The following is a 26,497-nucleotide window of genomic DNA, read 5'->3' as shown; positions in this document are numbered from 1 at the left end:
CACATAGTTGACAAAGGCACTCATCATTAAATAGAACGCCCGCAGTCTAACGCTGGCCTTCGATCTGGCGGCCCAACCTTGAACTTACACTAGAGTCGGACGTGCCCTCGCAAGGGTGCGAACGTATTGGTGCGCCTTATTGGGAGTTGAAAATTGGCTGTTCTGGATTTCTTTCTTTTGCCGACGCCAGTACTGGTTTCGTATATTCGAACGTCCCTGAGGCTGTTCCATTTCGCGGGCTTGGTTTTTGGATTTGGCGGCGCAATATTTCTCGATTTGATGTTGTCACGCCACCGTCGGACGGTTGTTAGCACCGAGTTGGTAGCCAATGTGGAATGGATCAGCCGTTTTGTCGCGTCAGGCCTCGCGCTCCTTTGGATTTCCGGTGGCGGATTTCTGCTGCTTTATTTTGTAGCGGAGCCAGAAAAGCTGATGAACCCAAAAATATGGGCCAAGATAACGATTGTGAGCATTCTCACCATAAATGGACTGGCTATTCACCGATTTGTCCTGCCGTTCATGAGCCAACGAATCGGCAGCCAGTTGCTGACGGGAATCAAACCGGGTACCAAGGTGGCCTTGATCGGCTGTGGCGTCGTCTCGATCGTGTCATGGACCGTACCGGTGATACTTGGTGCCGCCCCGCAACTGAATTTTGTCGTGCCGTGCACGGTCATTCTTGCCGCCTACGTGATGATGTTGGGTCAGGCCTTTTTCATTGCGACATTCGTCATGCGCGATCGAGCAGACCCTGCCGTTCTTCCGGAGAACTCCTCTATCGGCACCGCCCCTTCTGCGGCCTTATCTTAACGCTCCGCGTTTCAGCCAGCCGATCCATTCGTTACCGAAACCTACATCCGGAGACCGGGCACCGCCAGCGGATTGTCCTCCAGCGCCTGCCGGTCTGGGCGGTCGATGCGCGGCTTGCCGGTGAAGGCGTCGAAGAGATCACGGACGAAGGCCTCCGGCAGGTCCTTGGTGATCAGCACCATGCGGGTGCGACGGTCGGACGGGTCAGGCCAGGCGGCCATGCGCTGCGGCGGATGAAACACCGTCTGCACGCCATGCAGGATCAGCGGCCTTTCCGGATTGTCGGACATGGCAACGATCGCCTTCATGCGAAGCAGCTTCTCACCATGGGCGGAGCGCAGGAGGTCGACGAACATCTCCAGCGCCATCGGATCGATCGGCCGGTCGTGAACGATGCTGAACGAGCGGATATCCGCGCCATGGCGGTTTTCGTCATGATGATGGTGGTGATGTTCGTGGCCGTGACCGCAGTGCTCATCATGATGGTGGCCGTCGTGGTCGTGGTGGTGGTGATCCGCCGTGGCCTCGTCCTGAAGCCAGCGGCCGACATCGGCGACCTTCGTCGCCGGATCATAGAGCCCACAATGGAAAAGCTCGGCCTTTCCCACTTCAGGCAAGTCGCCGTCGATCATCGGCGCGCGCGGATTGAGGTCTCTCAGGCGCGCTTTCAGCGAGATCACCGCATCCGGTACCGCGAGCGACACCTTGCTGATCACCAGCCTGTCGGCCATGGCAACCTGCTTGACCGCTTCCTCATGATTATCGAGCGTCGAAAGCCCGTTGACCGCGTCGACGACCGTAACGACGCCATCAAGCCTGTAGCTTTGGGCGATGACCGGATTGCCCATCACCGATTGCAGCACCGGCGCCGGATCGGCAAGGCCGGTGGTTTCGATGACGACACGCTTCAGCGGTTTGATCCTGCCCGTCTGCATCCGGTCCATCAGATCCGCCAGCGTATCGACCAGTTCGCCACGCACCGTGCAGCAGAGGCAGCCGTCGGACAGCTCGATGATGCCGTCGCTCGACGCCTCGACCAAAAGGTGGTCCAGCGAGACATCACCGAACTCGTTGATGATGACGGCGGTGTCGGTGAGATCGGGATCCTTCAGCAGCCGGTTGAGCAGTGAGGTCTTTCCGGCACCGAGGAAGCCGGTGAGGATCGACACCGGCACAGCATTGAGGACGGGGTTCATATCGTATCCGATCGGTATGCGGGAGGTCAGAAAACAGGGCGAGGTACCGGGACCGGCACATTGGCGACATCGCCCTCCGCGCCAGCCAGCTGCCCCTTGGCATCAGCTGCCTTGGCATCGCGGCCGGCAATGAGGCCGGCGGTAACGAGGTTCAGAGGGCGGTTGATCTCATGAATATAGGGCGACAGCAGTTTCTGCCGGCCGACTTCGTCCCGGTTTTCGGAGCGGATCTTTGCGGCCTTCGGATTGCAGATTTCCTTGCTGACATCAGCGACCATACCGCGGGTTTCGCCATAAGGCGCGATCTGGCCAAGACCGGGTTTGCCGGCACCGCTCGACGTCAGGCCGAGCTGCAGCAGCCGCGCCGATTCATCCGCCCGGCCGCCGAGGCTTTCGGCACCGAGCACGACGGAAACGACGGCACGGCCGTTGCGCGTCGCCGACGAGACCTGATTGAAGCCGGAGGCGCAGATGAAGCCGGTCTTCATGCCATCGGCACCATCGAAGCGGCCAATCAGCATGTTGAGGTTGGGATAGTTCTTCTTGCCCGTGGTGAAGCCTTCATAGGCAAAATAAGCGGCGTATTGCGGGAACTCACGCTTGATGGTGACGGCCAGCACCGCGAGATCGCGGGCTGTCGTGTACTGGCCGGCGCCCGGCAGACCGTTCGGGTTGATGAAATGCGAGGAGGTCATGCCGATCCGCTGGGCTTCGGCATTCATCAGGTTGACGAAGGCAGGCTCGGAGCCTGCAACCGTCTCACCGATCGCAACAGCAATGTCGTTTGCCGACTTGATCAGCATCATCTTCAGCGCGCTGTCGAGTGTCACGGCCTGGCCAGGCTTGTAGAACATCTTGCTCGGCGGTTCGCCCGCCGCATTCTTCGAGATCACCACCGGCGATTCGAGCGTCAGCTGACCAGACTTCAACGCGCGGAATGTGGTATAGGCCGTCATCAGCTTGGTGAGCGAGGCCGGATACCACTTCTGGTAGATATCCTGCTGCTCATAGACCTTCAGCGAATTGACGTCCACGACCAGCTTCGGATTGGCAGCGCCCGGCACGGCAGTGACCAGAAGCGCCGCGCAGGCCCCTGCCAGCACGGAAATCAGCTTCACCTTGCCGCTCGTCCGGATTCCATTCGTCACCACAATCAGACCTCGAAATTTCGGGAATTGCCTCGTATCGTCCGGCTATTTAACCTATATGGCGAGGTGATGGCAAAGACCATTCTTCCGCGTCGATGCCAAATATCCCATACCCTATGCCCGCAATGGACCCACAGGAACCCACAATGCCCCTTCTCAACCGCGCAGCAGAGCTCCAGAACGAAGTCACCGAATGGCGGCGACACCTGCACACCAAGCCGGAACTCCTGTTCGCCGTGGAAAATACGGCAGCTTTCGTCGAAAATAAATTGCGGGAATTCGGGGTTGACGAAATCGTGACCGGCCTTGGCCGCACCGGCGTCGTCGGCCTGATCAAGGGCAATCACGGCGACGGCCGCACGATCGGCCTGCGCGCCGACATGGACGCCCTGCCGATGACCGAGACGAGCGGCAAGCCCTGGGCATCGACAACGCCCGGCAAGATGCATGCCTGCGGCCATGACGGCCATACCGCCATGCTGCTTGGCGCGGCGAAATATCTGTCCGAGACTCGCAATTTCAAGGGCGCGGTCGCGGTGATCTTCCAGCCGGCCGAAGAAGGCGGCGGCGGTGGCAACGAGATGGTCAAGGACGGCCTGATGGAGCGCTTTGCCATCGAGGAAGTCTACGGCATGCACAACATGCCGGGCATGCCGCTCGGCCGGTTCGGCACGCGCGTCGGCCCGATCATGGCCTCGACCGACGAATTCACCATCACCATCGATGGGCGCGGCGGCCACGCGGCCCAGCCGCACAAGACCGTCGACCCGATTGTCATCGGCTCGCAACTCGTCAACGCGCTGCAGACGATTGCCTCGCGCACCGTCGATCCGCTCGCCTCCGTCGTCGTCTCCGTCACCAAGTTCAATGCCGGCTTTGCCCACAATATCATCCCGGAGCAGGCTTTGCTGGCCGGCACCGTGCGCACCCTGATGCCGGAGGTCCGCGATCTCGCCGAAGCGCGCCTCAAGCAGATTGCAGAAGGCCTCGCCTCCGCCTACGGCGCCAAGATCCGGGTGTCCTATGGCCGCAATTATCCGGTGACCGTCAATCACCGGGAGGAGACCGGCCATGCTCTATCGGCCGCGGCAAGCATTGTCGGTGAAAGCAAGGTCTCGGCCGATCTCGACCCGATGATGGGCGGCGAGGACTTTTCCTATATGCTACTCGCCCGCCCCGGCGCCTTCATCTTCATCGGCAACGGCGATACGGCCGGCCTGCACAACCCCGCCTACGACTTCAACGACGAGGCGATCCCGCACGGCATCTCCTATTGGGTGAAGCTCGCTGAAATGCGGCTTGCGGCGTGACGGCTTCGGGAGCGCGCCGATGCATGAAATAGACAAGATCGACCGCCGGATCCTCAACATCCTGCAGGCGGACGGCCGGATCACCAACCTCGAACTGGCCGACCGCATCGGCCTGTCCCCCACCGCAACCAGCGAGCGGCTGCGCCGCCTCTTGAAGGAAGGCTACGTCTCCGGCTTCGGCGCAAGGCTTGATCCGCACAAGCTCGGCTTCGGGCTGCTCGTCTTCATCGAGGTCATGCTCGACAAGACGACGCCGGAAGTCTTCGACAAGTTCGCGATCGCCATCAAGCAGGCTTCAGCCGTGCTCGAATGCCATATGGTGGCCGGCGGCTTCGACTATCTCGTCAAGACCCGTTTCGAGGACATGCACGCCTATCGGAATTTTCTTGGGCAAGTGCTCTGGACGCTACCCGGCGTCAAGGAGACGCGCACCTATGCGGTGATGGAAGAGATCAAGAATGACGGACCGCTGCCGTTGGTGTGACGACGATTGGCGAGGGGTCGTTGCTTCATCAGTAGAAGTGCCCCTCACCCTAACCCTCTCCCCGCATGCGGGGAGAAGGTGGCCGGCAGGCCGGATGAGGGGCAACTCTTTCTAAAGTGTCGCCATGTCGATGACGAAGCGGTAGCGCACGTCGCTCTTGATGACACGCTCATAGGCTTCGTTGACCTGATCCATGCGGATCAGCTCGATGTCCGAGACGATGTTGTGCTCGCCGCAGAAATCGAGCATCTCCTGCGTTTCCTTGATCGAGCCGATCATCGAGCCGGCAATCGAGCGGCGGCCCGGAATGAGCGAGAAGGCATGCACCGGCACCGGCTTTTCCGGAACGCCGAGCAGGACGAGCGTCCCGTCCACCTTGAGCAGGCCGAGATAGGCGTTCCAGTCGATTTCCGCCGAGACGGTGCACAGGATCAGGTCGAACGTGCCGGCCAGCGTCTTGAAGGTCTCCGCATCGCTGGTGGCGTAATAGTGATCGGCGCCCAGCTTGAGGCCGTCTTCCTTCTTCGACAGCGACTGGCTGAGCACGGTCACCTCCGCGCCCATCGCATGGCCGAGCTTGACGCCCATATGGCCGAGGCCACCCATGCCGACGATCGCCACCTTCTTGCCCGGACCGGCACCCCACTTGCGCAGCGGCGAATAGAGCGTGATGCCGGCGCAAAGCAGCGGTGCCGTCGCCTCGAAGGGCAGATGCTCCGGAATGGAGAGGACATAGCCTTCCTTGACGACGATGTGATCGGAATAGCCGCCCTGCGCTGGCGTCTTTCCGTCGGCCTCCATGCCGTTGTAGGTCACAACGAGGCCCGGCATGTAATGTTCGAGATCGAGGTCGCGGCTGGCGCAGGTCGTGCAGCTATCGACGAAGCAGCCGACACCGACCCGGTCACCCACCTTGAATTTCGTCACGTTGTCGCCAACCGCGGTTACGATGCCGGCAATCTCGTGGCCGGGAACCATCGGAAACATCGAATTGCCCCATTCGTTGCGGGCCTGATGAATGTCCGAATGGCAAATGCCGGAATATTTGATACTGATGACGACGTCGTCCTCGCGCGGTTCGCGCCGTTCGAACGTGAAGGGCTGCAGCGGTTTCGACGCATCCGTCGCCGCATATCCTCTTGCCAGGGCCATGGGTCACTCCTTTATGTGATGAGGCGGGGATTGTGATGGAAGCACGAACGGCCTCTCCCCGGAAGCGCACTATGCAGACAGCGGCGAACAGGTGTTAGAGTAATCCTGCAAAATTATTGTACGATCCTGCAAAACTTGTCGCCGTAGTTTTGCAAACACGCGTTAAGAGATTAACTGTCGGGTTGCGTGAGGATATCTAAATAGCTGGAAAGACTTTGGATTATGACAGATTCAAGAAGCCCGCATAGTCAAGAACTGATTGATCTCATTGCCCGTTTTACCAAGGAAGATGGGGATCATCCAACAGCGATCCCGGGTTTGAGCGTTCATCGGCACGCTGGGACGGGAACCAAGGCCTGCGGCTCCTACAAGCCGAGTTTGGCGCTAATCGCGCAGGGCGCAAAACAGGTCATGCTCGGCGACGACGTCTATCGCTACGGCCGCGGCGACTATCTGCTGACCTCGATCGACCTACCCGTCACCACCCAGATCATCGAGGCGACCGCTGAAGAGCCTTATCTCAGCATGATATTCCAGATCGACACGGCCAAGGTCGCCGGGCTCGTGGGACATGCCAGCCCAGGGGATCGCAGCCCCGCCCCTGCCGAACGCGGCATGGCCGTCAGCACGCTGACGCCGGAGCTCGAAGATGCCGCCGCGCGGCTGCTGAGGTTGCTGGACCGGCCGGCCGATGTTACGGCTTTGCTGCCGCTGATCGAGCAGGAGATCATCTACCGGCTACTAACCGGACCGCAAAGCGGCCGTCTGCGCCAGATGGCCGTCACAGACAGCCAGTCGCACCAGATCAACCGCGCCTGCGTCTGGCTGAAAGAGCATTACGCCCTGCCGCTGAAGATCGAGGAGCTCGCCAGCCGCGTCAGCATGAGCGTTTCCTCGCTGCACCATCATTTCAAGGCAATCACCGCCATGAGCCCGATGCAGTACCAGAAGCAGTTGCGCCTGCAGGAAGCGCGCCGGCTGATGCTGGAAGAAATGCTCGATGCGGGATCGGCGGGCCATCAGGTGGGTTATGAAAGCCAGTCGCAGTTCAGCCGCGAATATGCCCGGCAGTACGGCGAGCCGCCGCGGCGCGATGTCGGTCGCGTCCGCCGCAGCCTGATGGACCGGCTGACGGGCGGTGCGGAAATGCTGAGCGAGGGATAAAACGCTTGCTCAAGAGGCGTATTGGAACTGCGCCTTGCCTGGCGCGCGGCCGTCGCGATGGGCCAATCCTTTCGGTCGTTAAAATTGTCTCCTTTCTCGCACGACTTCCTCAACGGCATTTCCCTACCTTTCTTGCACACAGAGGCGAGGAGCATGTGATGGCAAATCACCGAAGAGACGGCTATTCGGCGTTCGCAGAAGATCATCGGGACCTTGGAGTCGCGAAGGGGGCCTTCTCGCCGACGCTGCGCATAAAGGCGCTGGCCGCCGCCGTGTTGGCCGGCGTCCTGTTCTGGGGCGCAGCGATCTATTTCATCATGCGCTGATGCCGCGGTGCCGTTTTCCCGGCAGGGCACGCGGCTGCTCCGTCGATTGGCGAACGTTCAAAAGCACATTTTCCAACGCCCCCCGGCGGCGGCGATGACCTTCCCAGCCGTATCGCCAAGCCGTTTGACAGCATTCCGCGCGAAAACTGGCTAACGCGGCGTTACTTCGCGAAACAATTTGCGATGATATTTTTCGGAACGATCCCTCCTCCTCCCGCATTGTCAACCACATGGCCATGACAAACGAAAGGAGTGAGCCATGAAAACCAAGATCCTGATCGCCTCCGCGGCCGTTCTCGGCATGATGTCCACCGCTGCGCTCGCAGAGGATGGCGCCATTACCGGTGCCGCCGGCGGCGCGGTCACGGGCGCCATCGTCGGCGGTCCGGTTGGTGCTGCCGTGGGCGGCGTTGTCGGCCTGGCGGCCGGTGCCGCGATCGATGCGCCGCCGAAAAGGGTGGTGACCTATGTGGAACAGCAGCCGCTGCCGCAATCGGTCATCATCGAGCAGCCGCTGGTGGTCGGTAAACCGATCCCGCGCGATGTCGTGCTGATGCCCGTACCGGAAGACACACGCTACGCTTATGCGGTAGTCAACAACCAGCGTGTGATCGTCGACCCGCAGACCTACACGGTCGTGCAGATCATACGATAAAAGCGGTCATCGCATGGAGCAGAAGGGGGCGGACGGTGGTCCGCCCTTTTTGGTCCGGGCAAGCCCGTTGCGTTCCTCGACAACCGCCCGGCCGCATCCCGAGAAGTCCGAAGCTCACGTCAGCAGGTTTCAGTTCTCCCGCGGTATTTCCCAGAGTAACGTGTATCGCGTTTGCACGACGGAGAGCGATATGATGAAAAATCTGATTTCAGGCTGCGCGATATTGATCATACTCACATCCTGCACGCCATCACGGGTTGAGCCGATCCCCGGAAGCATCACCTACGGCGGCCACCAGCCGCGCACGAAACTGACGAAGGCGCCGATCGGCAGCACATTCACCAATCAGATCATCGACGAGACCGGCCGCATGGCCATCGAGACCTACAGGATCGAACCGGACCGCTCCCTCACGCTGATCAGACGCGAACGCGTCCGGCCGGACTTTTTCTCATTTGACTGAGGATTTCGGCGCCGATCGAATACTAACAAGGCGGTTTATACGACCCCGTAGTGGGTGAAATCCTCAAGCGGGGGATGGGTTTGAGAAGCCTAGATAATCTCAGCGTGCCAAACGTTCATTGGCACGCTGACTGCGGAGTTGGCAAAGCATGATATATCTGAATTGTATGACTCGCCGCGAAAAGCCGCTGCATGAGGATCAATACCCATTTTCCGTCCCCAGCATTAAGTCTCTTGACAAGTTGGAGTTCAAATCTCCGGTTACTTTCTTGACAGGTGAGAACGGGTCAGGAAAATCGACCGTTCTTGAAGCAATCGGAGCAGGTATCGATGCTTACGCCCTTGGGTTTAGCGGTAGGGTCATAGATGATCCCTATCTGTCTTACGCTGCAGAATTGGCGAGAAATTATTATTTCTCTCGCATGCGTTATCCTCGCATAAAGATGTTTTTCCGTGCTGAAGACGTCTTGGGATATGTAAGGGCACTTAATGAGGAGCGCCTCGACGAATTCCGATATGAGACTGAAAGACAGAGCGGTTCGGAGGCACTAGATTTCGAGAAAGTAAAAAAGTCGATTATTCGCGGGAACGAAATTGATAGCCGCTCTCATGGAGAGAGCTTTTTGGATCTGATGTATGAACGTCTACATGGAGGCGGGCTTTATCTACTAGACGAGCCGGAAACACCGCTTTCCGCAAGCAACCAGATTCAGCTTGTACAGCTCCTTCGTCGGGTGTCAGTTGACGGTGGGCAGTTTATTGTCGTTACTCATTCCCCGATTTTGCTGGCTTTGCCAGAAGCCACGATCTACGAGCTTGGGTCAGAAGGCATCGCGGGAGAAACGCTATGATGAGTTGACTAGCGTTCGCTTGCTGAAGCGTTTTTTGTCAACTCCGGAGCGGTATTTAGAAGACTGATCTTGGTTTGGAATCCTGATCAAGGCTTGTGGCCGTTCGGCACGAGGTTGTCACCCATGTCATAGGGACAAGCTGTTACCTAGGTCTCCGAGCCGGACATGGAAAAATGGTAGCGGGAGAGGGACTCGAACCCCCGACACGCGGATTATGATTCCGCTGCTCTAACCACCTGAGCTACCCCGCCGCCGGGACGTTTGACGCGGCCTTGGCCGCTGTCGTCGCCGTCAGTGGGCGGCTTATAAGGTGCGGTTCATGCCGGTGTCAAGCCGAGCCGTTTTAAAAAATCGGAAGTTTTCCAACGGTCCGTGAACAATATGCCGAGCAAGGGGCGGCAGGCGCCCCTGCCCCGCTCAGGCCGCGGCCGAGCTCTGCAGCAGGCCCTTCAGCGCCGCCTCGGCGGCCGCTTCGCGTTCGGAGCGCAGGATGAATCCGCCGCCGTAGACGCGGGCGTCCTCGCCGGTTCCGGAATAGAGCGCGCAGGCCTGGCCGGGAGCAACCCCCGCCTCGCCCTCCAGAAGCTCGACGGAGATGCCGCCGGCATCGGCGCGCAGGATAGCGGCTGCCGGCTGGCGGGTGGAGCGGACCTTGGCGAAGCAGGCGAAGCCGTTGGCTGCCACGTCATGGATATCGCCGTCGCCCAGCCAGTTGACGTCGCGCAGGTAAACGCGACGCGTTTCCAGCGCTTCCTTCGGACCGACGATGACGCGGCGCGAGCGCGCGTCGAGATGCACGACGTAAAGCGGTTCGCCGGTGGCGATGCCGATGCCGCGACGCTGGCCGATCGTGTAATGCAGGATGCCTTCATGGCTGCCGAGTACCCGGCCATCGAGATGGACGATATCGCCCGACAGCGCCGCATTCGGCTTCAGCTTCGAGACGATATCGGAATATTTGCCCTGCGGCACGAAACAGATGTCCTGGCTGTCGGCCTTCTTGGCGACGACGAGGCCCATGTCTTCGGCCAGCGCTCGGGTTTCGGCCTTGGTGAGACTGCCAAGCGGGAAGCGCAGATAATCGATCTGCTCCTGCGTCGTGGCGAAGAGGAAATAGCTCTGGTCGCGATCGGCGTCAGTTGGGCGAAAAAGCGCGCGGCGGCCGGGAGCCCCGGGCTGAGGATTGGCGCGGGAGCGAATATAGTGGCCTGTCGCCAGTGCATCGGCGCCGAGTTCGCGCGCGGTCGCGAGCAGATCGGCAAACTTGACCGTCTGGTTGCAGGCGACGCACGGGATCGGCGTTTCGCCGGCGACGTAGCTTTCAGCGAAGGGATTGATGACGGTCTCGCGAAAGCGCTGTTCATAGTCGAGCACGTAATGCGGAATGCCAAGGACTTCGCAGACGCGGCGGGCGTCGTCGATATCCTGGCCGGCGCAGCAGGAACCGGCCCGGTGCACGGCAGCACCATGATCGTAGAGCTGCAGGGTGATGCCGAGAACATCATAGCCCTCGCGCTTCAGGATGCCGGCCACGACGGAGCTGTCGACGCCGCCGGACATGGCAACGACGACGCGCGTATCTTCGGGCTTGCGATCAAAATCGAGACTGTTCACGGTTTCCAATCCGGCATTCCGGTCCATCGGCGGGTTTCGGCGGCGCGACCATACCCTGTTTCCTGCAAACGGCCAATGCCGCAGCGAAGCGCGTCCGGCAACTGCGCCGACCCGCAAGCCCGCTATATAGAAAGTCGCGAGGATATGGACAAGAGCACCCTGAAAACGTGCTTCAGATCAGCTTCATCCGCAGGGCGCGGGCGATCGCCTGCATCCGGTTGACCGCATCGAGCTTGCGCGTCGCCGTCTTGAAATAGCTCGAGACCGTATAGACGGAAATACCGAGGATGATGGCGATCTCGTCGCTGCTCTTGCCGGCCGCAGCCCAGCGCAGGCACTCGATCTCACGGGCCGACAGCTTGTCGCGTGCCGAGACCCCGGCCTCGAAGGTGCGCTCGAGGGTCTCGAAGAGTTGCAGCAGGGTCAGGTAGAGATCCGCAGTCTCGGCCCTGTCGGGCTCGGTGCGGGCGCCAGAAAGGAGGATGGCAAAAGCCTCGCCGGACGTCGTATGCATGAGGACGGCAAAGGCGTTGCGCATCGCCTGGCCCGCAAACAGCGCACCGATGGCATCGACGGCATTGTCACATTGCGCGTTCAGAAGGACGGCCGTTTCGCCGAAAATCGGCAGCCTCGTCTGACGCAGCCGCTCGATCAGCGCACTCACATGAAACACGGCGGCGGCATCATATTGCCGCACCATGTCGGATGACCAACTGCTCAGCACAAGACGCTCGGCAAAGCGCTGTTGCTCGCCGGAGGGAAGGCGCGCGATCATGAAGTGGCTGAAGCCAAACTGCGCCGTGCACTGGCGCATCAGATGCAGCACTTCGTACTCCGTCTGGATTGCGGAACTGTTCATGCCGGAAAGGAAATCAGCATACGCCTCGCTCCGCAAGGCCAGCTTGTCAGGGTTTCTCATATTTCGATCACCACTTGCCGGACGACGCCATTCAAAACTATTTGCCTTGCGGCACACGCCCCTCCCCTCGGCCAGCACTGCAGGGCGGACAAATCTCAGGTCCGTTGGCAGCAACGTCCCGGAAGTCTCTAAAATTGTAAGCAAATTGTTACCGTGCGCTTAGGCAAATGTTAAATGTGGCAAGGTAGGTTGGGCGGATATGGTCTTGAGTATGTGTAGAGAGTCCAATGACCGAAATGATACGACCCCGCGTGAAATATGTCATCGGCCCCGATGGCAGCCCCTTGACGATTGCAGACCTGCCGCCGGCCAATACCCGTCGCTGGGTGATCCGCCGCAAGGCTGAAGTCGTCGCCGCCGTTCGTGGCGGGCTCCTCAGTCTGGAAGAAGCCTGCGAACGTTACACCTTGACCGTCGAAGAATTCCTGTCCTGGCAGTGCTCCATCAACGACCACGGCCTCGCCGGTCTGCGCACAACGCGCATCCAGCAGTACCGCCACTGATCGGCGCGCGCTAGGCGAAACCTTTTTTCGGGCGGTTGCCACGAACCCGGCAGCCGCCCGAAGCGTTTTCAAGGTGCCAGCCACCTTCGCTTTTTGCTCGCGGCATGCCAAATATCCACAAGCAGACAATCCGGATGGGTGGACGCATGGATATCAGACTTGAGGAAGCCGGCTCGCACGGCCGCTATAGCGTGGTGGTCGAAGGTCACACCAGCGAAATGACCTATTCCAGGTCGTCGTCACAGTTGATCATCATCGATCACACCGCCGTTCCCGACGCGCTGCGCGGCAGGGGCATCGGACAGGCGCTCGCTGCCCATGCGATCGAGGAGGCCCGCAAGGGCGGCTGGAAGATCATTCCGCTTTGCCCGTTCATGCGCGCCCAGACGCACCGCCATCCCGAATGGCAGGATGTCATCCAGGCATAGGATTGCGCACGCGCCTACCCGCACTGCACCAAAAACGCACGCAGCCCTTCTGACGAACTTGAGGCAAGTCCGTCAGAAGGGCCTGTCGTTTTGTGCGCCCTCTAGCTTTGTGCGCCGCTGAAACGCCTCAGGCGCGCATGCGAACGCTGCTATCGCGTTCTTCAAGCGCGGCTGCCTTGGCGAATTCCGCCTGCACTTCCTCCAGCGCCAGTTCCGCCGCATCCTGCTGCACCTTCAATTCGCGAACCGAGACCTGCAGGTTGTCGGCCCGCTGCCGGGCAGCCTTGGCAAACGTCGGATAGGCGAAATGCGCAGGATCGGAGATCCCCGATTTCTTCTCTTCGAACGTGATCTGGTTTTCCAATTCCTTGGTCATCCGCTCAAATTCGGCCATCATCATTTGAAGCTGGTTCAACTGACGCTGTTTCTCCTTCACCTGAAATTCCTTCAGGCGAACAAGGCTCTCACGTGACTTCATACGCAATACTCCCGTGATGCGAGACCCCGGTTACTGGATTATGGCCCGTCCAACCGACCTGCCGTGTCGGAAAATGAAAAAATTCCAGCGATCTTAACAAAATCCTACCGCTGGTAACCTTTCGTTTACGGGCATCGTTAATCATAGGGACGATCATTTAAGGGTCAGTAAATGCCGGATGTTAAATTTGAGGTTCGGCATAGATTGAGTCGGATGAGTCAGATAGCCGATTTTCTTAATGTGGCGCGTTAAGAATGTCATTCTAGATTCACATGCAAAATCAGAGGACTGCAAAAAATATTTAACATTTCCGATACACCTTGCCAGAGTGAATCAGAATTTGTTAACCATTTGCTGGCAGCCTCCAAATCAGGCAACGACTGGATCCGTATCGCGTAAGGGGGCCATCAACGACCTTTCGGCGGCGGAAAAGGGGACAATTATGCGGGTTCTACTGATTGAAGACGACAGCGCGACAGCGCAGAGCATCGAACTGATGCTCAAGTCGGAAAGTTTTAACGTTTACACCACCGATCTTGGTGAAGAGGGCGTCGATCTCGGCAAGCTCTATGATTACGACATCATTCTGCTCGATCTCAACCTGCCGGACATGTCCGGATATGAGGTTTTGAGAACGCTGCGCCTGTCCAAGGTCAAGACGCCGATCCTCATCCTCTCCGGCATGGCCGGCATTGAGGACAAGGTTCGCGGCCTCGGCTTCGGCGCCGACGACTACATGACCAAGCCCTTCCACAAGGACGAACTTGTCGCCCGCATTCATGCGATCGTCCGCCGCTCCAAGGGCCATGCGCAGTCGGTGATTTCCACCGGCGAGCTCATCGTCAACCTGGATGCCAAGACCGTCGAAGTCGGCGGCCAGCGCGTCCACCTGACGGGCAAGGAATACCAGATGCTGGAGCTGCTCTCGCTCCGCAAGGGCACCACCCTTACCAAGGAAATGTTCCTCAACCACCTCTATGGCGGCATGGACGAACCGGAACTGAAGATCATCGACGTGTTCATCTGCAAGCTGCGCAAGAAGCTGGCAAATGCCGCCGGCGGCGCGAACTATATCGAGACGGTCTGGGGCCGCGGCTATGTGCTGCGCGAGCCGGACGGCGATTACGCAGAAAGCGCCTGATTTTTGCCGGCTCTTCGGCTCGCGGCGTCCCACCTTCCGCATATGTGGTGACGCCACGGCCGATCGCGCCGCAATGACTGTGAAAACCCGCCAGAGATGGCGGTTTTTTTCGTTTTGGGCCCGGATGAATCGAGACGGTCGCCCAAGGCGCCCAAAATGCACAAAAAAGCCGCGGCCCGAGGCGGCGGCTTCATCTGGCGGACATCGGCGGATGACGTGTGATCAGGCAGCGACCGACCGGCTGCCGAAGACGCTGGTCAGAATCTTGCGGTCGAACGGCTTCAGGAGGAAGTCGTCAGCCCCGGCCCGCTTGCCGGCCATCATCTTCTTCAGGTCGGCTTCGACAACGCAATAATAGATGCGCACGGTCTTTCCGTCGGGCAGGTTGCGGATATTGGCAATGAGGTCCAGCGCGCCGTCGAGAGCCGCATCGACAATGATGATATTCGGCAATTCCGCTTCGCAACGAACGAGAGCCTCAAGGCCGTTGGCGGCCTCGGACACCAGGAAATTCAAGCCGGAGAGAATGCGCTTTCCAACCTTGCGTACGACGTCAGAATCATCGGCAATCATTAACCGTTGCATCTCTAGCTCCTTCTTTATACCTAAGCGGGAGTCATTCCCTAACAACAACCGTATGCTGGTTTGGCAAAGATTCTGTTACCGCGTGGGTTAAAAAGAGATTTATCTTGGGACGCGCCTCAGGCTTCGGTCATCTTTGCGGAAAAGACGATCTCCTCCGGTGTCGAATCGACCGCGATCTCCATGCCGGCCTCCTCGGCAAGCAGGACCGTGTAATAGGGCTGGATCGTGTGCGCATCGACCGCTTCTTCGAGCGTACCGGACAGAAGCTCGATCAGCTTCGGCGGCACGCGCATCATCCGTCCCCTGGCGATCAGCTTGAAGACGGCGTCATATTCCGGATTCTCCAGCACGACCTCGATCTTGCCGCCACGTGGAATAGCGCCATAGGCGATGAGGAAAAGATTGAGCAGCAGCTTCACCCGGTTCTTGGCGATGATCACGCGCGGGCCGGTCCAGGTGACTTCGGTCTTCTTTTCGACGGAGGCGAAATCCTTCGCCACCTTCTCGGCTTCGCCGGTATCAATCGATGCGCCCACCGAACCGGAGGCGCCGAAAGCGAGCCGCGCGAACTTCAACCGGACAGAGGCATTGAGCGCACTGGTGCGGATCAAGTCCATGGCATCGGCATCCGCCCCGCCCTCGTCCAGCAGCTCGAGGCCGTTGTTGATGGCGCCCACAGGAGAAATGATGTCGTGGCAGACGCGGCTGCACAGAAGCGCTGCAAGGTCAGGACCGGTCAAGGTCAGGTTCGGGTTCTTTCCCATGTCGTTTCCTCAATAGCCGTCTTCGACTTCCGGCTCATAAGCGTGGTCAGGCGGCCTTCCGCGATGCTTTTGCCCAGCACGGTGTAGCCCGCGAAGATTGCGCGGACATAGCGTCAAGGGCGAAGATCATAAAGACACCACATTTGGTAAACCGATTGTTAAGATCATCGGTTCAAATTGCTGACAATCAGCCCGGACCATCGACAAGACGGAACGGGGCAAGACAACGGCCTGCGAATGAAATCGCCCGGCCGCTCCCGGATTTACGGAGAAAACTATGCAGCGGATCGCCAATGCCGTGAAAACCACCCTTCTGCACGCGCTCGTGACGTTGATGGCTGTCTTCAGCCTCATATCCGCTTCGCAGGCGCAGAGTGCCAACGGCAGCCAGTACACAATGCAGGAAATCGTTGACGCCGGTCACGGCTTCTTCGGATCGACATCCGGCGGCCTTGCCAAAGTGATCGAGAACGCATTTTCCAAATACGGACTGCCGAACGGCTACATTCTTGGCCAGGAGGGCTCCGGCGCGTTCGTGGCCGGGCTGACCTATGGCGAAGGCAGCCTCTACACAAAGAATGCGGGCCAGCACAACGTGTTCTGGCAGGGCCCGTCGCTTGGCATCGACTGGGGCGGCCAGGGCAGTCGCGCGATGATGCTGGTCTACAATCTTCCAGCCGTCCCCTCGCTCTACAAGCGCTTCGGCGGCGTCTCCGGCTCGGCCTATGTAGTGGCAGGCGTCGGCATGACCGTGCTGACCGATGACAACATCGTGCTGGTGCCCATCCGCACAGGGATCGGCGCACGGCTTGGCATCAACGTCGGTTATCTGAAGCTCACCGAGCAGCCTACCTGGAACCCCTTCTGAGAAATACGCGCGACCTTCCATCATTTCTTGCGCGGACGCGTCTTGCAAAAAAGGCGCGTCCGCGAATACTTGCAGTGATGATATCGTTATGCCTTCGAGCGACTGAAACGAGAACCGTCGCCGCGTACTTCGAATTGAAATGGCCAGCCCTTGATTGAATTCGCACTCCTGTTTGCACTCGGTTTCCTGACGGCGGTTATTCTCGGCCTTCTGGCTGCTCCGGTCGTCCACAAGCGCATCGTCCGTTTCGCCGAAGACCGGTTGAAGGCGACGATGCCGCTGTCTCCACAGGAAGTGCGGGCACAGAAGGATGCGGCGCGCGCCGGTTATGCCGCCGAAAACGCCCGCACCAGCCAGGTCCTGAAGCGCGAGCGCGACAAGAACGTCACGCTCATGCTGCAGAATAATGCCGTCCGGAAGGAAGCGCAGCGTGTCGCCGGCGAAAATGCCGATCTGCATACCCAGGTCGCCGACATGAATGTCGAGGCTGCCGACCTGCGTTCCGCCATCCGCCAACTGGAGCAGACGATTGAGCGGCTGAAAGCAAGTTTGGCGGATGTTGAACGCGACAGCGTCAAGAAGAACACCGACATCAAGACCTTGCACCGTCAGTTGGGCCACTTCACCAGCGATCTGGACAGCCTGAAGATAGACGCCGCCACCTACGACACGGAGGCGGAAAACCTGAAAAGCCGCATTGCCGGGTTGAGGGACGAGCGCGAAAACCTGCGCAACGAGCTGAGAGCGGAAAGCGCCAAAGCGCGCGAGCTGGAAGCCCGCATTGCCCGCGACGAAACCCGCATCCGCCAGTTCGAAGCCAAGCTGGCAAGGGCAATTGCTGCCAATGCGGACAAGGACAGCTTCCTGGAGCGCCGTGCAGCGGAAATCGAGCGGTTGAAGGCAAAGCTCAGGGATGCCGGCACTGCCGGCCTGACGATGCCTGCGCGGAAAGAGAAGCAGTCTTTGCCGGAAAATCTTATCGCCGATGGCCTGTCCGTGAATGCGACCGCAGGCAATCCCCTCTCCGCAAGTGTCGCGATCGATCTGACCGTGCCAGCCGATGACGCCCGCAACCGGGCGGCTGCGCTGTCGGAGCGGCTGGTCAATTCGAAAACAGCGTCGCATGACGACGCCCTGCGGGAGGAGATTGCCGATATCGCGGCAACCATGGTGGCCTTGACTGCGGCAAAGGAGGGCTCGGCCTCGCCGATACCGGCACTTCTCAAACCAGCGAGCACACGGACCGAGGGGGGCGAAAAAAGCCTCGCCAGTCGCGTCAAGAACATGCTGCAGCCGGAGCAGCCATAAACGACGTCAAATAAACCCGTTGATCATCGCGACCTGATGCAGCGCAATGCCGGTCGCGGTCGCGACGTGAGGCTGTCGAGACCGGGCCTTTGGCGGATACGCGCAGTGCGGATCGAGGACAGGATATGCTGTGGCAATCCTTCGCCTTCCGTGCCCACCAGAAGCGCCGTGCGCGGCGATGGCGGAATATCACGCAGGTCGGTTTGCCCGCGCGGCGACAGCCCCCAGATCGAAAACCCTGCCTCCTGCAGTCTCGACACAAGTCCGGCAGCCGATCCCTCGCGGGCAAAAGGCACCGTCAGCACCGAACCAACGGACACGCGGATCGCCTTGCGGTACATGGGATCGCAACTGGCTTCGTCCATCAGCACCGCATCGGCGCCGAATGCCGCGGCATTGCGGAACATCGACCCCATATTGTCGTGATTGGAGATGCCGCAGGCTGCCAGCACCAGGCTTTTCGCGGGAAGACCGCCGACCAGGGCATCCATTCGAGGCGCCTGGTCGTTCTTGCCAAGCGCCAGCACACCACGATGCATATGGAAACCGGCAATGGCATCAAACACCGCGGTATTGGCGACATAGACCGGAATGTCCGCCGGAAATTCAGCGAGAATGTCGCCGAGACCGCTGACCCGGTTTTCGAGCAAAAGGATCGCCTCGACCTCTATGCCGCGGCCAGCGCGATGCGCGGCGGCAAGCATACGCAGCACGACGGTTCCCTCGGCGATAAACCGGCCGTGCCGCCCGGTGAGGTCCCGTTCCTTGATCGACACGAAGCCGGCGATGCGCGGATCAGCCGGGTCGTCGATGCGGACAGAAGCGTTCGCCACGAGACTATCCCGTTCAGTTCGGCTTGACGGCAACATCCGCGGTGATGCGGCCCGCAGCGATATCGAAGACGATCGCCCTCATGTCTCCACCACCGGCAGCGCCGTAGAACAGGATCTGGCCGCCCGACAGGGCCACATCCTTGACCTCGAACCCGGCCGGCAGGGCGGCAACGGCAGTCCGTGGCGCATCGCTCGGAACTGAAACGGTGGCCGTTTGCGGCGCATCCTGGTCGCTCAGCCGTGTTAGCTTGTAGACAATCGCTCCGAGCACGACCATAAGCATCACCAACATGACACCGGCCGAGACAAGCTGCAGACGGATCATCTTGCGGCGCACGTTCTCCATCACCGGATCGAGCGGCTTTTCTTCCTGTTCGTCTGGTTTCTGAGTAGACATGAGTGGCCTTACCTGCGGAATGGAACGAAGAATGAGCGATCCCTTTAAACAAGCCCCGACGATTAGGAAAGTCCTGACCGCAAATGAGGAAGCAAGCGGCCGCATGGACGCTTTCCTGACCGAGGCGCTGGCCGGTGAGTTTTCCCGAAACCGCATCAAGAGCCTGATCGAACAGGGCGAGGTCACCGTCAACGGCAAGACCATCAAGGAAGCAAAGAAGAAGGTGCAGCCCGGCGATGTCTTCGAGATCGGCCTGCCTGAGCCGGAAGACCCGGAACCCAAAGGCGAGGATATCCCTCTTGATGTGCTATACGAGGATGACGACCTGATCGTGCTGGTCAAGCCGCCCGGCCTCGTCGTTCATCCCGGCGCCGGCAACTGGACGGGTACGCTGGTCAACGCGTTGATCCATCATTGCGGCAACAGCCTGTCGGGCATCGGCGGCGTCAAGCGCCCCGGCATCGTTCATCGCCTGGACAAGGACACCAGCGGCGTCATGGTCGTTGCCAAGAACGACGGGGCGCACCGCCATCTCTCCGACCAGTTCGCCGACCATGGCCGCACCGGTCCGCTGGAGCGCGCCTATATGGCTGTCGTCTGGGGGCGCCCGCGCGGCCTGAAGGGAACGATCGACGCGCCGCTCGGCCGCGCGGGCGACCGCGTCAAACGGGCTGTCAAGCAGGAAGGCACGGACGATGCACGCGAAGCCATTACCCATTACGAAGTCATCGAGCGCTATCACGAAAAGCCGGATGCGACCGCACTCGCTTCGATGGTGGAGTGCCATCTCGAAACCGGCCGCACCCATCAGATCCGCGTGCATATGGCCCATATCGGCCACCCGCTGATCGGGGACCAGGATTATGGCGCAGCGTTCAAGACCAAGGCCAACCTGCTGCCTGACACGGCAAAGGCCGTCGTCAACCGCTTCCCCCGCCAGGCGCTGCACGCCTTCATGCTGGCCTTCCAGCACCCTTCGACCGGCGAAACCATGCATTTCGAGTCGCCGGTTCCCGACGATATGCGTGAACTGGTCGAGGCATTGAAGGCGAAGACTTAAGTTCGACTTTGCCGAGGCCGGAAAAGATCGGATTTGTTGAATTTCAGCCCTTGATATTTTGCCACCGAACACGATTTACATGTGGCAACCCGTATGAAGCCTTCGCTTCTCCGGCCTCACGCCTGTGTGAAACCGGAGTCCTTGAATCATGCTTTCGCCGCACTTATCTAGGAGCATGTGGGGTCGGACAGACCCACAGGCCCGGCTTGCCAGAAGGAGGCCGGAACGCGAAAGGGGGGTGCATCATGGCCCGCAGTACGTTACCGTCCATTACCGCCGGAGAGGGCGGCCTCAATCGTTACCTTGACGAAATCCGCAAATTTCCCATGCTCGAGCCGCAGGAAGAGTACATGCTCGCCAAGCGGTACCAGGAGCATGACGACCGCAAGGCGGCTCATCAGCTTGTGACCAGCCATCTGCGCCTCGTGGCGAAGATCGCCATGGGTTATCGCGGTTATGGCCTGCCGATCGGCGAAGTCGTGTCCGAAGGCAATGTCGGCCTCATGCAGGCCGTCAAGAAGTTCGATCCGGAACGCGGCTTCCGCCTGGCGACCTATGCCATGTGGTGGATCAAGGCCTCTATCCAGGAGTATATCCTGCGCTCGTGGTCGCTCGTCAAAATGGGCACGACCGCCAATCAGAAGCGGCTGTTCTTCAACCTGCGCCGCCTCAAGGGCAAGATCCAGGCCCTCGACGAGGGTGATCTGAAGCCCGAGCAGGTCAAGCATATCGCAACGACACTGAACGTGTCGGAAGCCGAAGTCGTCTCGATGAACCAGCGCCTCTCTGGCGACGCATCGCTCAACGCGCCGATCAAGGCGGGGGAAGGCGAGTCTGGCCAATGGCAGGACTGGCTTGTCGATGAACACGACACCCAGGAAGAAATGCTCATCGAGCAGGACGAGCTGGAAAACCGCCGTGGCCTTCTGTCGAGCGCCATGAAAGTGCTGAATGATCGTGAACGCCGCATCTTCGAGGCGCGCCGCCTGACCGAAGAGCCGGTGACGCTCGAAGACCTTTCGACGGAATTCGACATCAGCCGCGAGCGCGTTCGCCAGATCGAGGTCCGCGCCTTCGAAAAGGTTCAGGACGCCGTCCGCAAGGCAGCGCTCGAGCGACAGAATTCGCTTCGCGTCGTCGAAGGCGCCTGAGAGAAAAGCAGTGGATAAGAAAGCCGGCTGGGGATTGCTCCCCAGCCGGCTTTTTCATGCGGATTTCACGCCCTACTGGCCGGCGGGATTTGGCTTGGCGACGAGGCTCCAGGCCTGCATGGCCTTGGTGAAGGCCTCGGTGCCCGCCGGGCCCTTGTCAAGCGTCAGCAGGGCGCGGCGGCCATTGCGATAGGTCAGCGGAATATCGATCCAGCTGCGGCTGCGCAGAAGCTCGGTATTCGTCGCCACGGCTTCGGGGAAGTCGTTCAGCGCGATCATGTGGAAATCCTCCGTGATCTTCGCGGGCACAGCGATCAGCGGATCGCCGCGATCCTGCTCGTTGCGCTTCATCGCGACGCGCTGGACGCTTTCGATGCTGCCGCCTTCGAAGTTCTCCGGCAACGAGAAAACGAACTCGATGACGTGGCTTGCAGGCAGCGACGCGTCGGCATTGCGCTTGATCGTCATCAGCGCCGTCAGACCGCGTTCCGGTACATTGATCTGCGCCTGGACGACCGGTTCCGGCTTGGCGTCGCCGCCCGGAGATTCTTCCTTCACCGACCAGGCGACATTGCCCTCGATCGCCGTCGGCGCGGACTGTCCGAGCCGTTCTTCATAGAGGAACATCTTCTGGGTGCCGGCTGGGATCTCTTGTGTCGACGGATTGGCGGCGGTCTGCTGCTCAGGCACCGGCTGGGCAGGCTGGGCGTCTCCGGCCTGGCCTGCAGGTGCTGCTTGCACGGTGTCCTGCGGCGTGCCTGCCTCCGTCTGGGCGGCAACCGATTTGCCTTCCGCGGCAGAAGCTTCCCCTCCCGGTGCAGGTGCTGGCCCCTGATCAACTTCGGTACCATCCGCCTGCAGGCGTTGCGTGAATTTGGTGCTGTTGCTGTCGAGCGACGCAACGTCGGTGCCGGGGGGCGTCTCGGTCTGCGTGCTTGTCTCCGGCGTGGTGACGTCCGTGGCCCCCTCTTCCGGCCCGGCTGCATCCGGCGTTTTCTGCCCCGGCACCTCAGCCGTCAGGGACTCAATCGTGGCCGCAACCCAGGAATTGATCGCGTCCTGGTTTCGCCAATAGGCGTAAGCCCCGCCGCCGACGACGATAAGGAAAGCCGCGGCAACTGCGATGACCTTGAGATTGATGGGCGAGCGCTTCGGCTCGGCGCGATAGGAAACCGGTCTGGACGGTAGCGACAGGTCCTCGGCGATAGCCCCCGCCGCTTCCCTGCTCTGCTGAAAGGCCGCCGCCGCACCGGCAGCCGTTGCGACGCTGCCGTGTTCGAGCAGTTCATCAACGTCGTTCCAGGCGTTACCGGAAGGTATCTCGCCCCCCGGCTCGACAGCAGCGGGTTTCTCGACGGGCCAGGACCAGTCGGAAATGGTGGGTTCCGTGCTATCCGCAGCAACCGGCGCCGGGCTCTGGGCGAAGGGGTCGCTGTCGTCCCATGCCCAGGAATGCGAGGGTTCGGCGGCTTTCTGTACGTTGCCGCTGGAATCGGCGTGCGGCGGCGCAACCGTTTCGACCGGCTGATAGTCTGACAGGTCGGGAATTTCGTCGGTGATCGCAACGTCGTCCGCCGCCTCGGTCCAGACGGATCCGCTGTGAGCGGCGGCGGAAACAGGATCGTTCCATTCCGGCAGTTCCCACTCGGACGACGCGGAGGGCATCGGCTTGTCTTCGGCTCTCGACGACTGCGCGAAGAGCTCCTTTTCCAAATCATCCGCCGCATGGACATCGTCCGGGGAAGACGCCTCGACCGGCACGGTGTCAGGCTGCTCGGAAATAACGCTGTAGCCCGGCTCATGCGCCGGCGCTTCGACGGCTTCGTGGGTCTCGACGGATTCCGGCTGTTGCAATGCAGGTTCCGTGGCAAGCGCGGATTCGTCCTGCCCGGAAGGAATCTCCTCGACCTCAGCAACCGGCTCGGAGACAGTCTCGTGCGCGAGCGTTTCCGCATAGGCCGGGGGCTCGGCCGTTTCCTCTATAGCAGGAGCCGGTTCGGCATCATGGGTTTCCACCGGCTCATGATGCTGCTCTTCGGCAACGGCGGCGTGGGGTTCCTCGGCCACGGGCTCTTCGACAGGTTCGGCCTCGTCGACGGCTGCCGTTTCCGCGACTGCCTCCGCAGGCTCGGATGCAGCCTCGACCACCGAATCGACCGGTTCATCGCCAAGTGCAGGAAGCGCTTCGGCGTGGTCTCTCTCCACCTCGTTGATCGCCGCCTCCAGCTTGACCATCTGGCGTTCGATCATCTCGTCCGAGGGACGAGGTTTCATGCTTTCGAGTTGACGGCGGACGGCGCCCCTGGCCTTTTCATAGACCTTGGCCCGCATTTCGGGAACATTGTCCGACAGACCGTCGACGGTCCTTCGAATAACTGCAACAAAATCCGCCATCAGAACTTTCTCATACAATCGGCGTGCTTACGCCAGACCCTTGCCCAGTCGTAAACGCGAAGACTAGTCCTCAAACGGGTCAGTCACAAGTATCGTGTCATCGCGCTCGGGGCTGGTCGAAAGCAGCGCGACCGGCGCCCCGATCAGCTCTTCCACCTGCCGGACATATTTGATCGCCTGGGCCGGAAGATCCGCCCATTTGCGGGCGCCAACAGTCGATTCCTTCCAGCCTTCCAGCGTGATGTAGACGGGCTTTGCCTGGGCCTGCTGCGCCTGGCTTGCCGGCAGATGGTCGATCTCGACGCCGTCCAAGGTGTAACCGACGCAGATCTTCAGTTCATCAAGACCGTCGAGCACGTCGAGCTTGGTAAGTGCGATGCCGGTGATGCCATTGGTTGCCACCGACTGGCGCACCAGCGCGGCGTCGAACCAACCGCAGCGGCGCTTGCGGCCCGTCACCGTGCCGAACTCATGGCCCTTTTCGCCGAGGAACTGGCCGATTTCGTCGTGCAGTTCGGTCGGGAACGGTCCTTCGCCGACGCGCGTCGTGTAGGCCTTGGTGATGCCGAGGATATAACCGAGCGCACCCGGGCCCATGCCCGAACCTGCCGCCGCCTGTCCTGCGACAGTGTTCGACGAGGTGACGAATGGATAGGTGCCGTGATCGATGTCGAGCAACGTGCCCTGCGCACCCTCGAACAGGATGCGCGCTCCCTTGCGGCGATGACGGTCGAGCAGCAGCCAAACGGTATCCATGAATGGCAAGACACGGGCGGCGATGGAGGACAGTTCCGCCATGATCGCCTCATGGCTCACTTCCACCTCGCCAAGACCGCGGCGCAGCGCATTGTGGTGGGTCAGAAGGCGGTCGACCTTGGCCGGCAGCGTGTCGAGATCGGCGAGATCCATGACGCGGATGGCGCGGCGACCGACTTTGTCCTCATAGGCCGGGCCGATGCCGCGGCGGGTGGTGCCAATCTTGGTGCCGCTGTTGGAAGCCGCGTCCTCACGGATACCGTCGAGCTCGCGATGCAGCGACAGGATGAGCGTCGCATTGTCGGCTATGCGCAGGTTTTCCGGCGTAATCGTCACACCCTGCTTGTCGAGCTTCTCGATTTCGGCGATCAGCGCATGCGGATCGATAACGACGCCATTGCCGATGACGGCGAGCTTGCCGGGACGCACGACGCCCGAAGGCAGGAGGGAAAGCTTGTAGCTGGTGCCGTCTATTACCAGGGTATGGCCGGCATTGTGACCACCCTGAAAGCGCACGACGACATCGGCGCGCTCCGAGAGCCAGTCGACAATCTTGCCCTTGCCTTCGTCACCCCATTGCGATCCGACCACCACGACATTCGTCATTTCAGTTTTCCTGTTTCCACGCGCCCGTCATTGCGCTGTCTTCAAACCCGCGCATCTATACTGTTTTGTTTTTTGGAAAGCGACCCTGTTTAGGCTTGGATTTGGGGTTTTTGCATGACATCCACTCGGTTTAGCCTGTATCAGGATACCTCTGGAAGCCTCAGGTCACAACGAGGCTTGAAAAGCAGTCTAGGGAAGCGCCACCTGTGAACCTCCAAGCATACGTCATTCTTTGCATTACCACATTGATCTGGGGTGGGAATTCGGTTGCGGGCAAGATGGCGGTCGGGCATGTCAGCCCGATGATGCTGACGAGCCTGCGCTGGGTGGTCGCCTGTATTGTTCTTCTGATTTTCTCGGCACCACAGGTGCGCCGCGACTTTCCCGCGATCCGCAAGAACTGGCTGCTTTTGTTCGGCTACGGTACGGTCGGCTTCACCGCGTTCAACGCATTCCTCTATTCGGCTCTGCAACATACCAGCGCCATCAACGCCGTCATCGAGCAGGCCGGCATTCCCATGGTGATCTTCGTGTTGAACTATCTGTTGTTCCGCACGGCCTTCTCGATGGCACAGATCGCAGGCTTCACGCTGACGCTGTTTGGCGTGGCGCTGACCGCATCGCATGGCGATCTCACCACGCTCCTGTCGCTCAAACTCAATCAGGGTGACGCGCTGATGATGGCCGCCGTGCTGGTCTATGCCGGTTATACCGTGGCACTGCGCTGGAAACCGAACATTCACTGGAAAAGCCTGATCGCGATATCGGCTTTCGGCGCGCTCGTCAGCAGCATTCCGCTCGTCATCTGGGAGCTTTCTGCGAACCGGCTCGTCTTGCCCGATGCTCAAGGGTGGGCCATCGTCGCCTATGCCGGCCTCCTGCCCTCTCTGGTTTCGCAGATTCTCTATGTGCGCGGCGTCGAACTGATCGGCCCCAACCGGGCAGGCCTGTTCATCAACACCATCCCGATCTTCGGCACGCTTTTGTCCATCGCTCTCATCGGCGAGGCCCTGCAGCCCTTCCATATCGTCGCCATGGTGCTGGTGCTCGGCGGCATCGCGGTTGCGGAACGTGGCCGTCCGCGCCCGCGGCAAGAGGCAGAGGCAGAGGCAGAGGCAGAGGCGAGATAGCACA

27 protein-coding genes, 1 tRNA gene and 1 pseudogene are annotated in these 26,497 nt (G+C 60.3%); 16 read left to right on the top strand and 13 right to left on the bottom strand.

Going from position 1 to position 26,497, the window contains the following annotated elements; genetic code table 11:
* Positions 1-153 precede the first annotated feature (153 nt).
* Positions 154-810 (top strand): hypothetical protein, encoded by a 657-nt coding sequence (locus ACSQ2W_RS11390; protein WP_436086333.1) that lies wholly within the window; start codon positions 154-156, stop codon positions 808-810.
* A gap of 41 nt (positions 811-851) precedes the next feature.
* Here the strand turns inward: ACSQ2W_RS11390 and ACSQ2W_RS11385 are convergent, their stop codons facing one another.
* Positions 852-2,006 (bottom strand): CobW family GTP-binding protein, encoded by a 1,155-nt coding sequence (locus ACSQ2W_RS11385; RefSeq protein ID WP_436086332.1) that lies wholly within the window; start codon positions 2,004-2,006, stop codon positions 852-854.
* A gap of 26 nt (positions 2,007-2,032) precedes the next feature.
* Positions 2,033-3,109, bottom strand: a complete 1,077-nt coding sequence (locus tag ACSQ2W_RS11380) for a D-alanyl-D-alanine carboxypeptidase family protein (protein WP_436087756.1) — start codon at positions 3,107-3,109, stop codon at positions 2,033-2,035.
* A 191-nt stretch (positions 3,110-3,300) separates the two neighbouring features.
* Here ACSQ2W_RS11380 and ACSQ2W_RS11375 point away from each other — a divergent pair, with 191 nt between their 5' ends.
* Together ACSQ2W_RS11375 and ACSQ2W_RS11370 are read left to right on the top strand one after the other, a co-directional pair.
* Positions 3,301-4,464, top strand: coding sequence for a M20 aminoacylase family protein (locus ACSQ2W_RS11375; protein WP_436086331.1), 1,164 nt, complete (start codon positions 3,301-3,303; stop codon positions 4,462-4,464).
* A gap of 19 nt (positions 4,465-4,483) precedes the next feature.
* Positions 4,484-4,948: a winged helix-turn-helix transcriptional regulator gene (locus ACSQ2W_RS11370; RefSeq protein WP_018327806.1), complete on the top strand. Its 465-nt coding sequence runs from the start codon at positions 4,484-4,486 to the stop codon at positions 4,946-4,948.
* Positions 4,949-5,059: 111 nt separating this feature from the next.
* Here ACSQ2W_RS11370 and ACSQ2W_RS11365 read toward each other — a convergent pair whose 3' ends face one another.
* The gene (locus ACSQ2W_RS11365) at positions 5,060-6,100 is read right to left on the bottom strand and encodes an NAD(P)-dependent alcohol dehydrogenase (protein WP_436086330.1); all 1,041 of its coding nucleotides are present in this window, start codon (positions 6,098-6,100) and stop codon (positions 5,060-5,062) included.
* Positions 6,101-6,322: 222 nt separating this feature from the next.
* Here ACSQ2W_RS11365 and ACSQ2W_RS11360 point away from each other — a divergent pair, with 222 nt between their 5' ends.
* The 5 genes from ACSQ2W_RS11360 (at position 6,323) to ACSQ2W_RS11340 (ending at position 9,558) form a co-directional block, all read left to right on the top strand.
* Positions 6,323-7,264, top strand: coding sequence for an AraC family transcriptional regulator (locus ACSQ2W_RS11360; RefSeq protein WP_436086329.1), 942 nt, complete (start codon positions 6,323-6,325; stop codon positions 7,262-7,264).
* Positions 7,265-7,422: 158 nt separating this feature from the next.
* On the top strand, positions 7,423-7,590 hold the full coding sequence (locus ACSQ2W_RS11355; protein WP_436086328.1) for a hypothetical protein: 168 nt from the start codon (positions 7,423-7,425) through the stop codon (positions 7,588-7,590).
* 259 nt (positions 7,591-7,849) lie between these two features.
* Positions 7,850-8,245: a DUF1236 domain-containing protein gene (locus ACSQ2W_RS11350; RefSeq protein WP_436080168.1), complete on the top strand. Its 396-nt coding sequence runs from the start codon at positions 7,850-7,852 to the stop codon at positions 8,243-8,245.
* A 193-nt stretch (positions 8,246-8,438) separates the two neighbouring features.
* Positions 8,439-8,708, top strand: a complete 270-nt coding sequence (locus tag ACSQ2W_RS11345; protein ID WP_436082981.1) for a hypothetical protein — start codon at positions 8,439-8,441, stop codon at positions 8,706-8,708.
* Positions 8,709-8,856: 148 nt separating this feature from the next.
* Positions 8,857-9,558: an AAA family ATPase gene (locus ACSQ2W_RS11340; RefSeq protein WP_436086327.1), complete on the top strand. Its 702-nt coding sequence runs from the start codon at positions 8,857-8,859 to the stop codon at positions 9,556-9,558.
* A 174-nt stretch (positions 9,559-9,732) separates the two neighbouring features.
* On the opposite strand, the gene ACSQ2W_RS11335 is transcribed toward ACSQ2W_RS11340, so the two are convergent.
* From ACSQ2W_RS11335 to ACSQ2W_RS11325, 3 genes are all read right to left on the bottom strand, one after another.
* Positions 9,733-9,809 (bottom strand) — tRNA-Met (locus tag ACSQ2W_RS11335).
* 166 nt (positions 9,810-9,975) lie between these two features.
* Positions 9,976-11,172, bottom strand: a complete 1,197-nt coding sequence (gene mnmA, locus ACSQ2W_RS11330) for a tRNA 2-thiouridine(34) synthase MnmA (RefSeq protein ID WP_436086326.1) — start codon at positions 11,170-11,172, stop codon at positions 9,976-9,978.
* Positions 11,173-11,344: 172 nt separating this feature from the next.
* Positions 11,345-12,091, bottom strand: a complete 747-nt coding sequence (locus ACSQ2W_RS11325; protein ID WP_436086325.1) for a LuxR C-terminal-related transcriptional regulator — start codon at positions 12,089-12,091, stop codon at positions 11,345-11,347.
* A gap of 227 nt (positions 12,092-12,318) precedes the next feature.
* Between ACSQ2W_RS11325 and sciP the strand changes: the two genes are divergently transcribed.
* Both sciP and ACSQ2W_RS11315 read left to right on the top strand, forming a co-directional pair.
* Complete coding sequence (sciP, locus tag ACSQ2W_RS11320; protein ID WP_436080164.1) at positions 12,319-12,594, top strand: CtrA inhibitor SciP; 276 nt, start codon at positions 12,319-12,321, stop codon at positions 12,592-12,594.
* 146 nt (positions 12,595-12,740) lie between these two features.
* Positions 12,741-13,022, top strand: coding sequence for a GNAT family N-acetyltransferase (locus ACSQ2W_RS11315; protein ID WP_436086324.1), 282 nt, complete (start codon positions 12,741-12,743; stop codon positions 13,020-13,022).
* A 127-nt stretch (positions 13,023-13,149) separates the two neighbouring features.
* On the opposite strand, the gene ACSQ2W_RS11310 is transcribed toward ACSQ2W_RS11315, so the two are convergent.
* Positions 13,150-13,500, bottom strand: a complete 351-nt coding sequence (locus ACSQ2W_RS11310) for a flagellar export protein FliJ (RefSeq protein WP_436086323.1) — start codon at positions 13,498-13,500, stop codon at positions 13,150-13,152.
* Between the two features lie 442 nt (positions 13,501-13,942).
* On the opposite strand from ACSQ2W_RS11310, the gene ctrA reads away from it, so the two are divergent.
* A complete protein-coding gene (gene ctrA / locus ACSQ2W_RS11305) occupies positions 13,943-14,641 on the top strand; it encodes a response regulator transcription factor CtrA (protein ID WP_018327818.1) in 699 nt (232 codons plus the stop codon).
* A gap of 222 nt (positions 14,642-14,863) precedes the next feature.
* On the opposite strand, the gene ACSQ2W_RS11300 is transcribed toward ctrA, so the two are convergent.
* Both ACSQ2W_RS11300 and chpT read right to left on the bottom strand, forming a co-directional pair.
* Positions 14,864-15,226, bottom strand: a complete 363-nt coding sequence (locus ACSQ2W_RS11300) for a response regulator (protein ID WP_436086322.1) — start codon at positions 15,224-15,226, stop codon at positions 14,864-14,866.
* A 116-nt stretch (positions 15,227-15,342) separates the two neighbouring features.
* Positions 15,343-15,990, bottom strand: coding sequence for a histidine phosphotransferase ChpT (gene chpT, locus ACSQ2W_RS11295; RefSeq protein WP_436086321.1), 648 nt, complete (start codon positions 15,988-15,990; stop codon positions 15,343-15,345).
* A 334-nt stretch (positions 15,991-16,324) separates the two neighbouring features.
* Here chpT and ACSQ2W_RS11290 point away from each other — a divergent pair, with 334 nt between their 5' ends.
* Positions 16,325-16,858 (top strand): DUF1134 domain-containing protein, encoded by a 534-nt coding sequence (locus ACSQ2W_RS11290; protein WP_436087755.1) that lies wholly within the window; start codon positions 16,325-16,327, stop codon positions 16,856-16,858.
* A 150-nt stretch (positions 16,859-17,008) separates the two neighbouring features.
* Positions 17,009-18,166, top strand: a complete 1,158-nt coding sequence (locus ACSQ2W_RS11285; protein ID WP_436086320.1) for a hypothetical protein — start codon at positions 17,009-17,011, stop codon at positions 18,164-18,166.
* A gap of 6 nt (positions 18,167-18,172) precedes the next feature.
* On the opposite strand, the pseudogene ACSQ2W_RS11280 reads toward ACSQ2W_RS11285, so the two are convergent.
* Positions 18,173-19,035 (bottom strand): annotated as a pseudogene (locus ACSQ2W_RS11280) (TrmH family RNA methyltransferase).
* Positions 19,013-19,396, bottom strand: a complete 384-nt coding sequence (locus ACSQ2W_RS11275) for a hypothetical protein (protein WP_436086319.1) — start codon at positions 19,394-19,396, stop codon at positions 19,013-19,015. Before ACSQ2W_RS11275 ends, ACSQ2W_RS11280 begins: the two are co-directional and overlap by 23 nt.
* Before the next feature lie 31 nt (positions 19,397-19,427).
* Between ACSQ2W_RS11275 and ACSQ2W_RS11270 the strand changes: the two genes are divergently transcribed.
* Both ACSQ2W_RS11270 and rpoH read left to right on the top strand, forming a co-directional pair.
* Positions 19,428-20,456: an RluA family pseudouridine synthase gene (locus ACSQ2W_RS11270; protein WP_436086318.1), complete on the top strand. Its 1,029-nt coding sequence runs from the start codon at positions 19,428-19,430 to the stop codon at positions 20,454-20,456.
* 245 nt (positions 20,457-20,701) lie between these two features.
* Positions 20,702-21,607 (top strand): RNA polymerase sigma factor RpoH, encoded by a 906-nt coding sequence (rpoH, locus tag ACSQ2W_RS11265; RefSeq protein ID WP_113004364.1) that lies wholly within the window; start codon positions 20,702-20,704, stop codon positions 21,605-21,607.
* 72 nt (positions 21,608-21,679) lie between these two features.
* On the opposite strand, the gene ACSQ2W_RS11260 is transcribed toward rpoH, so the two are convergent.
* Together ACSQ2W_RS11260 and ACSQ2W_RS11255 are read right to left on the bottom strand one after the other, a co-directional pair.
* Positions 21,680-24,001 (bottom strand): hypothetical protein, encoded by a 2,322-nt coding sequence (locus ACSQ2W_RS11260; protein ID WP_436086317.1) that lies wholly within the window; start codon positions 23,999-24,001, stop codon positions 21,680-21,682.
* 63 nt (positions 24,002-24,064) lie between these two features.
* Positions 24,065-25,363: an adenylosuccinate synthase gene (locus ACSQ2W_RS11255; RefSeq protein WP_436086316.1), complete on the bottom strand. Its 1,299-nt coding sequence runs from the start codon at positions 25,361-25,363 to the stop codon at positions 24,065-24,067.
* A 206-nt stretch (positions 25,364-25,569) separates the two neighbouring features.
* Here ACSQ2W_RS11255 and ACSQ2W_RS11250 point away from each other — a divergent pair, with 206 nt between their 5' ends.
* Entirely contained in the window at positions 25,570-26,493 is a 924-nt protein-coding gene (locus ACSQ2W_RS11250; protein WP_436086315.1) for a DMT family transporter, read from the top strand.
* Positions 26,494-26,497 lie beyond the last annotated feature (4 nt).

The sequence above is a fragment of the Pararhizobium sp. LjRoot255 genome (genome assembly GCF_964252905.1).
Classification (GTDB): domain Bacteria; phylum Pseudomonadota; class Alphaproteobacteria; order Rhizobiales; family Rhizobiaceae; genus Pararhizobium.
This window is presented reverse-complemented; position numbering and strand designations above follow the sequence as displayed.

What these genes read in the sequence shown, in the direction of transcription:
- ACSQ2W_RS11300 (WP_436086322.1), bottom strand. Translation starts at nt 15,226, where the DNA reads ATGCAACGGTTAATGATTGCCGATGATTCTGACGTCGTACGCAAGGTT.
- ctrA (WP_018327818.1), top strand. Translation starts at nt 13,943, where the DNA reads ATGCGGGTTCTACTGATTGAAGACGACAGCGCGACAGCGCAGAGCATC.
- ACSQ2W_RS11355 (WP_436086328.1), top strand. Translation starts at nt 7,423, where the DNA reads ATGGCAAATCACCGAAGAGACGGCTATTCGGCGTTCGCAGAAGATCAT.
- ACSQ2W_RS11310 (WP_436086323.1), bottom strand. Translation starts at nt 13,500, where the DNA reads ATGAAGTCACGTGAGAGCCTTGTTCGCCTGAAGGAATTTCAGGTGAAG.
- ACSQ2W_RS11345 (WP_436082981.1), top strand. Translation starts at nt 8,439, where the DNA reads ATGAAAAATCTGATTTCAGGCTGCGCGATATTGATCATACTCACATCC.
- sciP (WP_436080164.1), top strand. Translation starts at nt 12,319, where the DNA reads ATGACCGAAATGATACGACCCCGCGTGAAATATGTCATCGGCCCCGAT.
- ACSQ2W_RS11260 (WP_436086317.1), bottom strand. Translation starts at nt 24,001, where the DNA reads ATGGCGGATTTTGTTGCAGTTATTCGAAGGACCGTCGACGGTCTGTCG.
- ACSQ2W_RS11275 (WP_436086319.1), bottom strand. Translation starts at nt 19,396, where the DNA reads ATGTCTACTCAGAAACCAGACGAACAGGAAGAAAAGCCGCTCGATCCG.
- ACSQ2W_RS11375 (WP_436086331.1), top strand. Translation starts at nt 3,301, where the DNA reads ATGCCCCTTCTCAACCGCGCAGCAGAGCTCCAGAACGAAGTCACCGAA.
- ACSQ2W_RS11325 (WP_436086325.1), bottom strand. Translation starts at nt 12,091, where the DNA reads ATGAGAAACCCTGACAAGCTGGCCTTGCGGAGCGAGGCGTATGCTGAT.
- ACSQ2W_RS11360 (WP_436086329.1), top strand. Translation starts at nt 6,323, where the DNA reads ATGACAGATTCAAGAAGCCCGCATAGTCAAGAACTGATTGATCTCATT.
- ACSQ2W_RS11365 (WP_436086330.1), bottom strand. Translation starts at nt 6,100, where the DNA reads ATGGCCCTGGCAAGAGGATATGCGGCGACGGATGCGTCGAAACCGCTG.
- ACSQ2W_RS11290 (WP_436087755.1), top strand. Translation starts at nt 16,325, where the DNA reads ATGGCTGTCTTCAGCCTCATATCCGCTTCGCAGGCGCAGAGTGCCAAC.
- ACSQ2W_RS11255 (WP_436086316.1), bottom strand. Translation starts at nt 25,363, where the DNA reads ATGACGAATGTCGTGGTGGTCGGATCGCAATGGGGTGACGAAGGCAAG.
- ACSQ2W_RS11370 (WP_018327806.1), top strand. Translation starts at nt 4,484, where the DNA reads ATGCATGAAATAGACAAGATCGACCGCCGGATCCTCAACATCCTGCAG.
- ACSQ2W_RS11385 (WP_436086332.1), bottom strand. Translation starts at nt 2,006, where the DNA reads ATGAACCCCGTCCTCAATGCTGTGCCGGTGTCGATCCTCACCGGCTTC.
- rpoH (WP_113004364.1), top strand. Translation starts at nt 20,702, where the DNA reads ATGGCCCGCAGTACGTTACCGTCCATTACCGCCGGAGAGGGCGGCCTC.
- ACSQ2W_RS11270 (WP_436086318.1), top strand. Translation starts at nt 19,428, where the DNA reads ATGAGCGATCCCTTTAAACAAGCCCCGACGATTAGGAAAGTCCTGACC.
- chpT (WP_436086321.1), bottom strand. Translation starts at nt 15,990, where the DNA reads ATGGGAAAGAACCCGAACCTGACCTTGACCGGTCCTGACCTTGCAGCG.
- ACSQ2W_RS11315 (WP_436086324.1), top strand. Translation starts at nt 12,741, where the DNA reads ATGGATATCAGACTTGAGGAAGCCGGCTCGCACGGCCGCTATAGCGTG.
- ACSQ2W_RS11340 (WP_436086327.1), top strand. Translation starts at nt 8,857, where the DNA reads ATGATATATCTGAATTGTATGACTCGCCGCGAAAAGCCGCTGCATGAG.
- ACSQ2W_RS11350 (WP_436080168.1), top strand. Translation starts at nt 7,850, where the DNA reads ATGAAAACCAAGATCCTGATCGCCTCCGCGGCCGTTCTCGGCATGATG.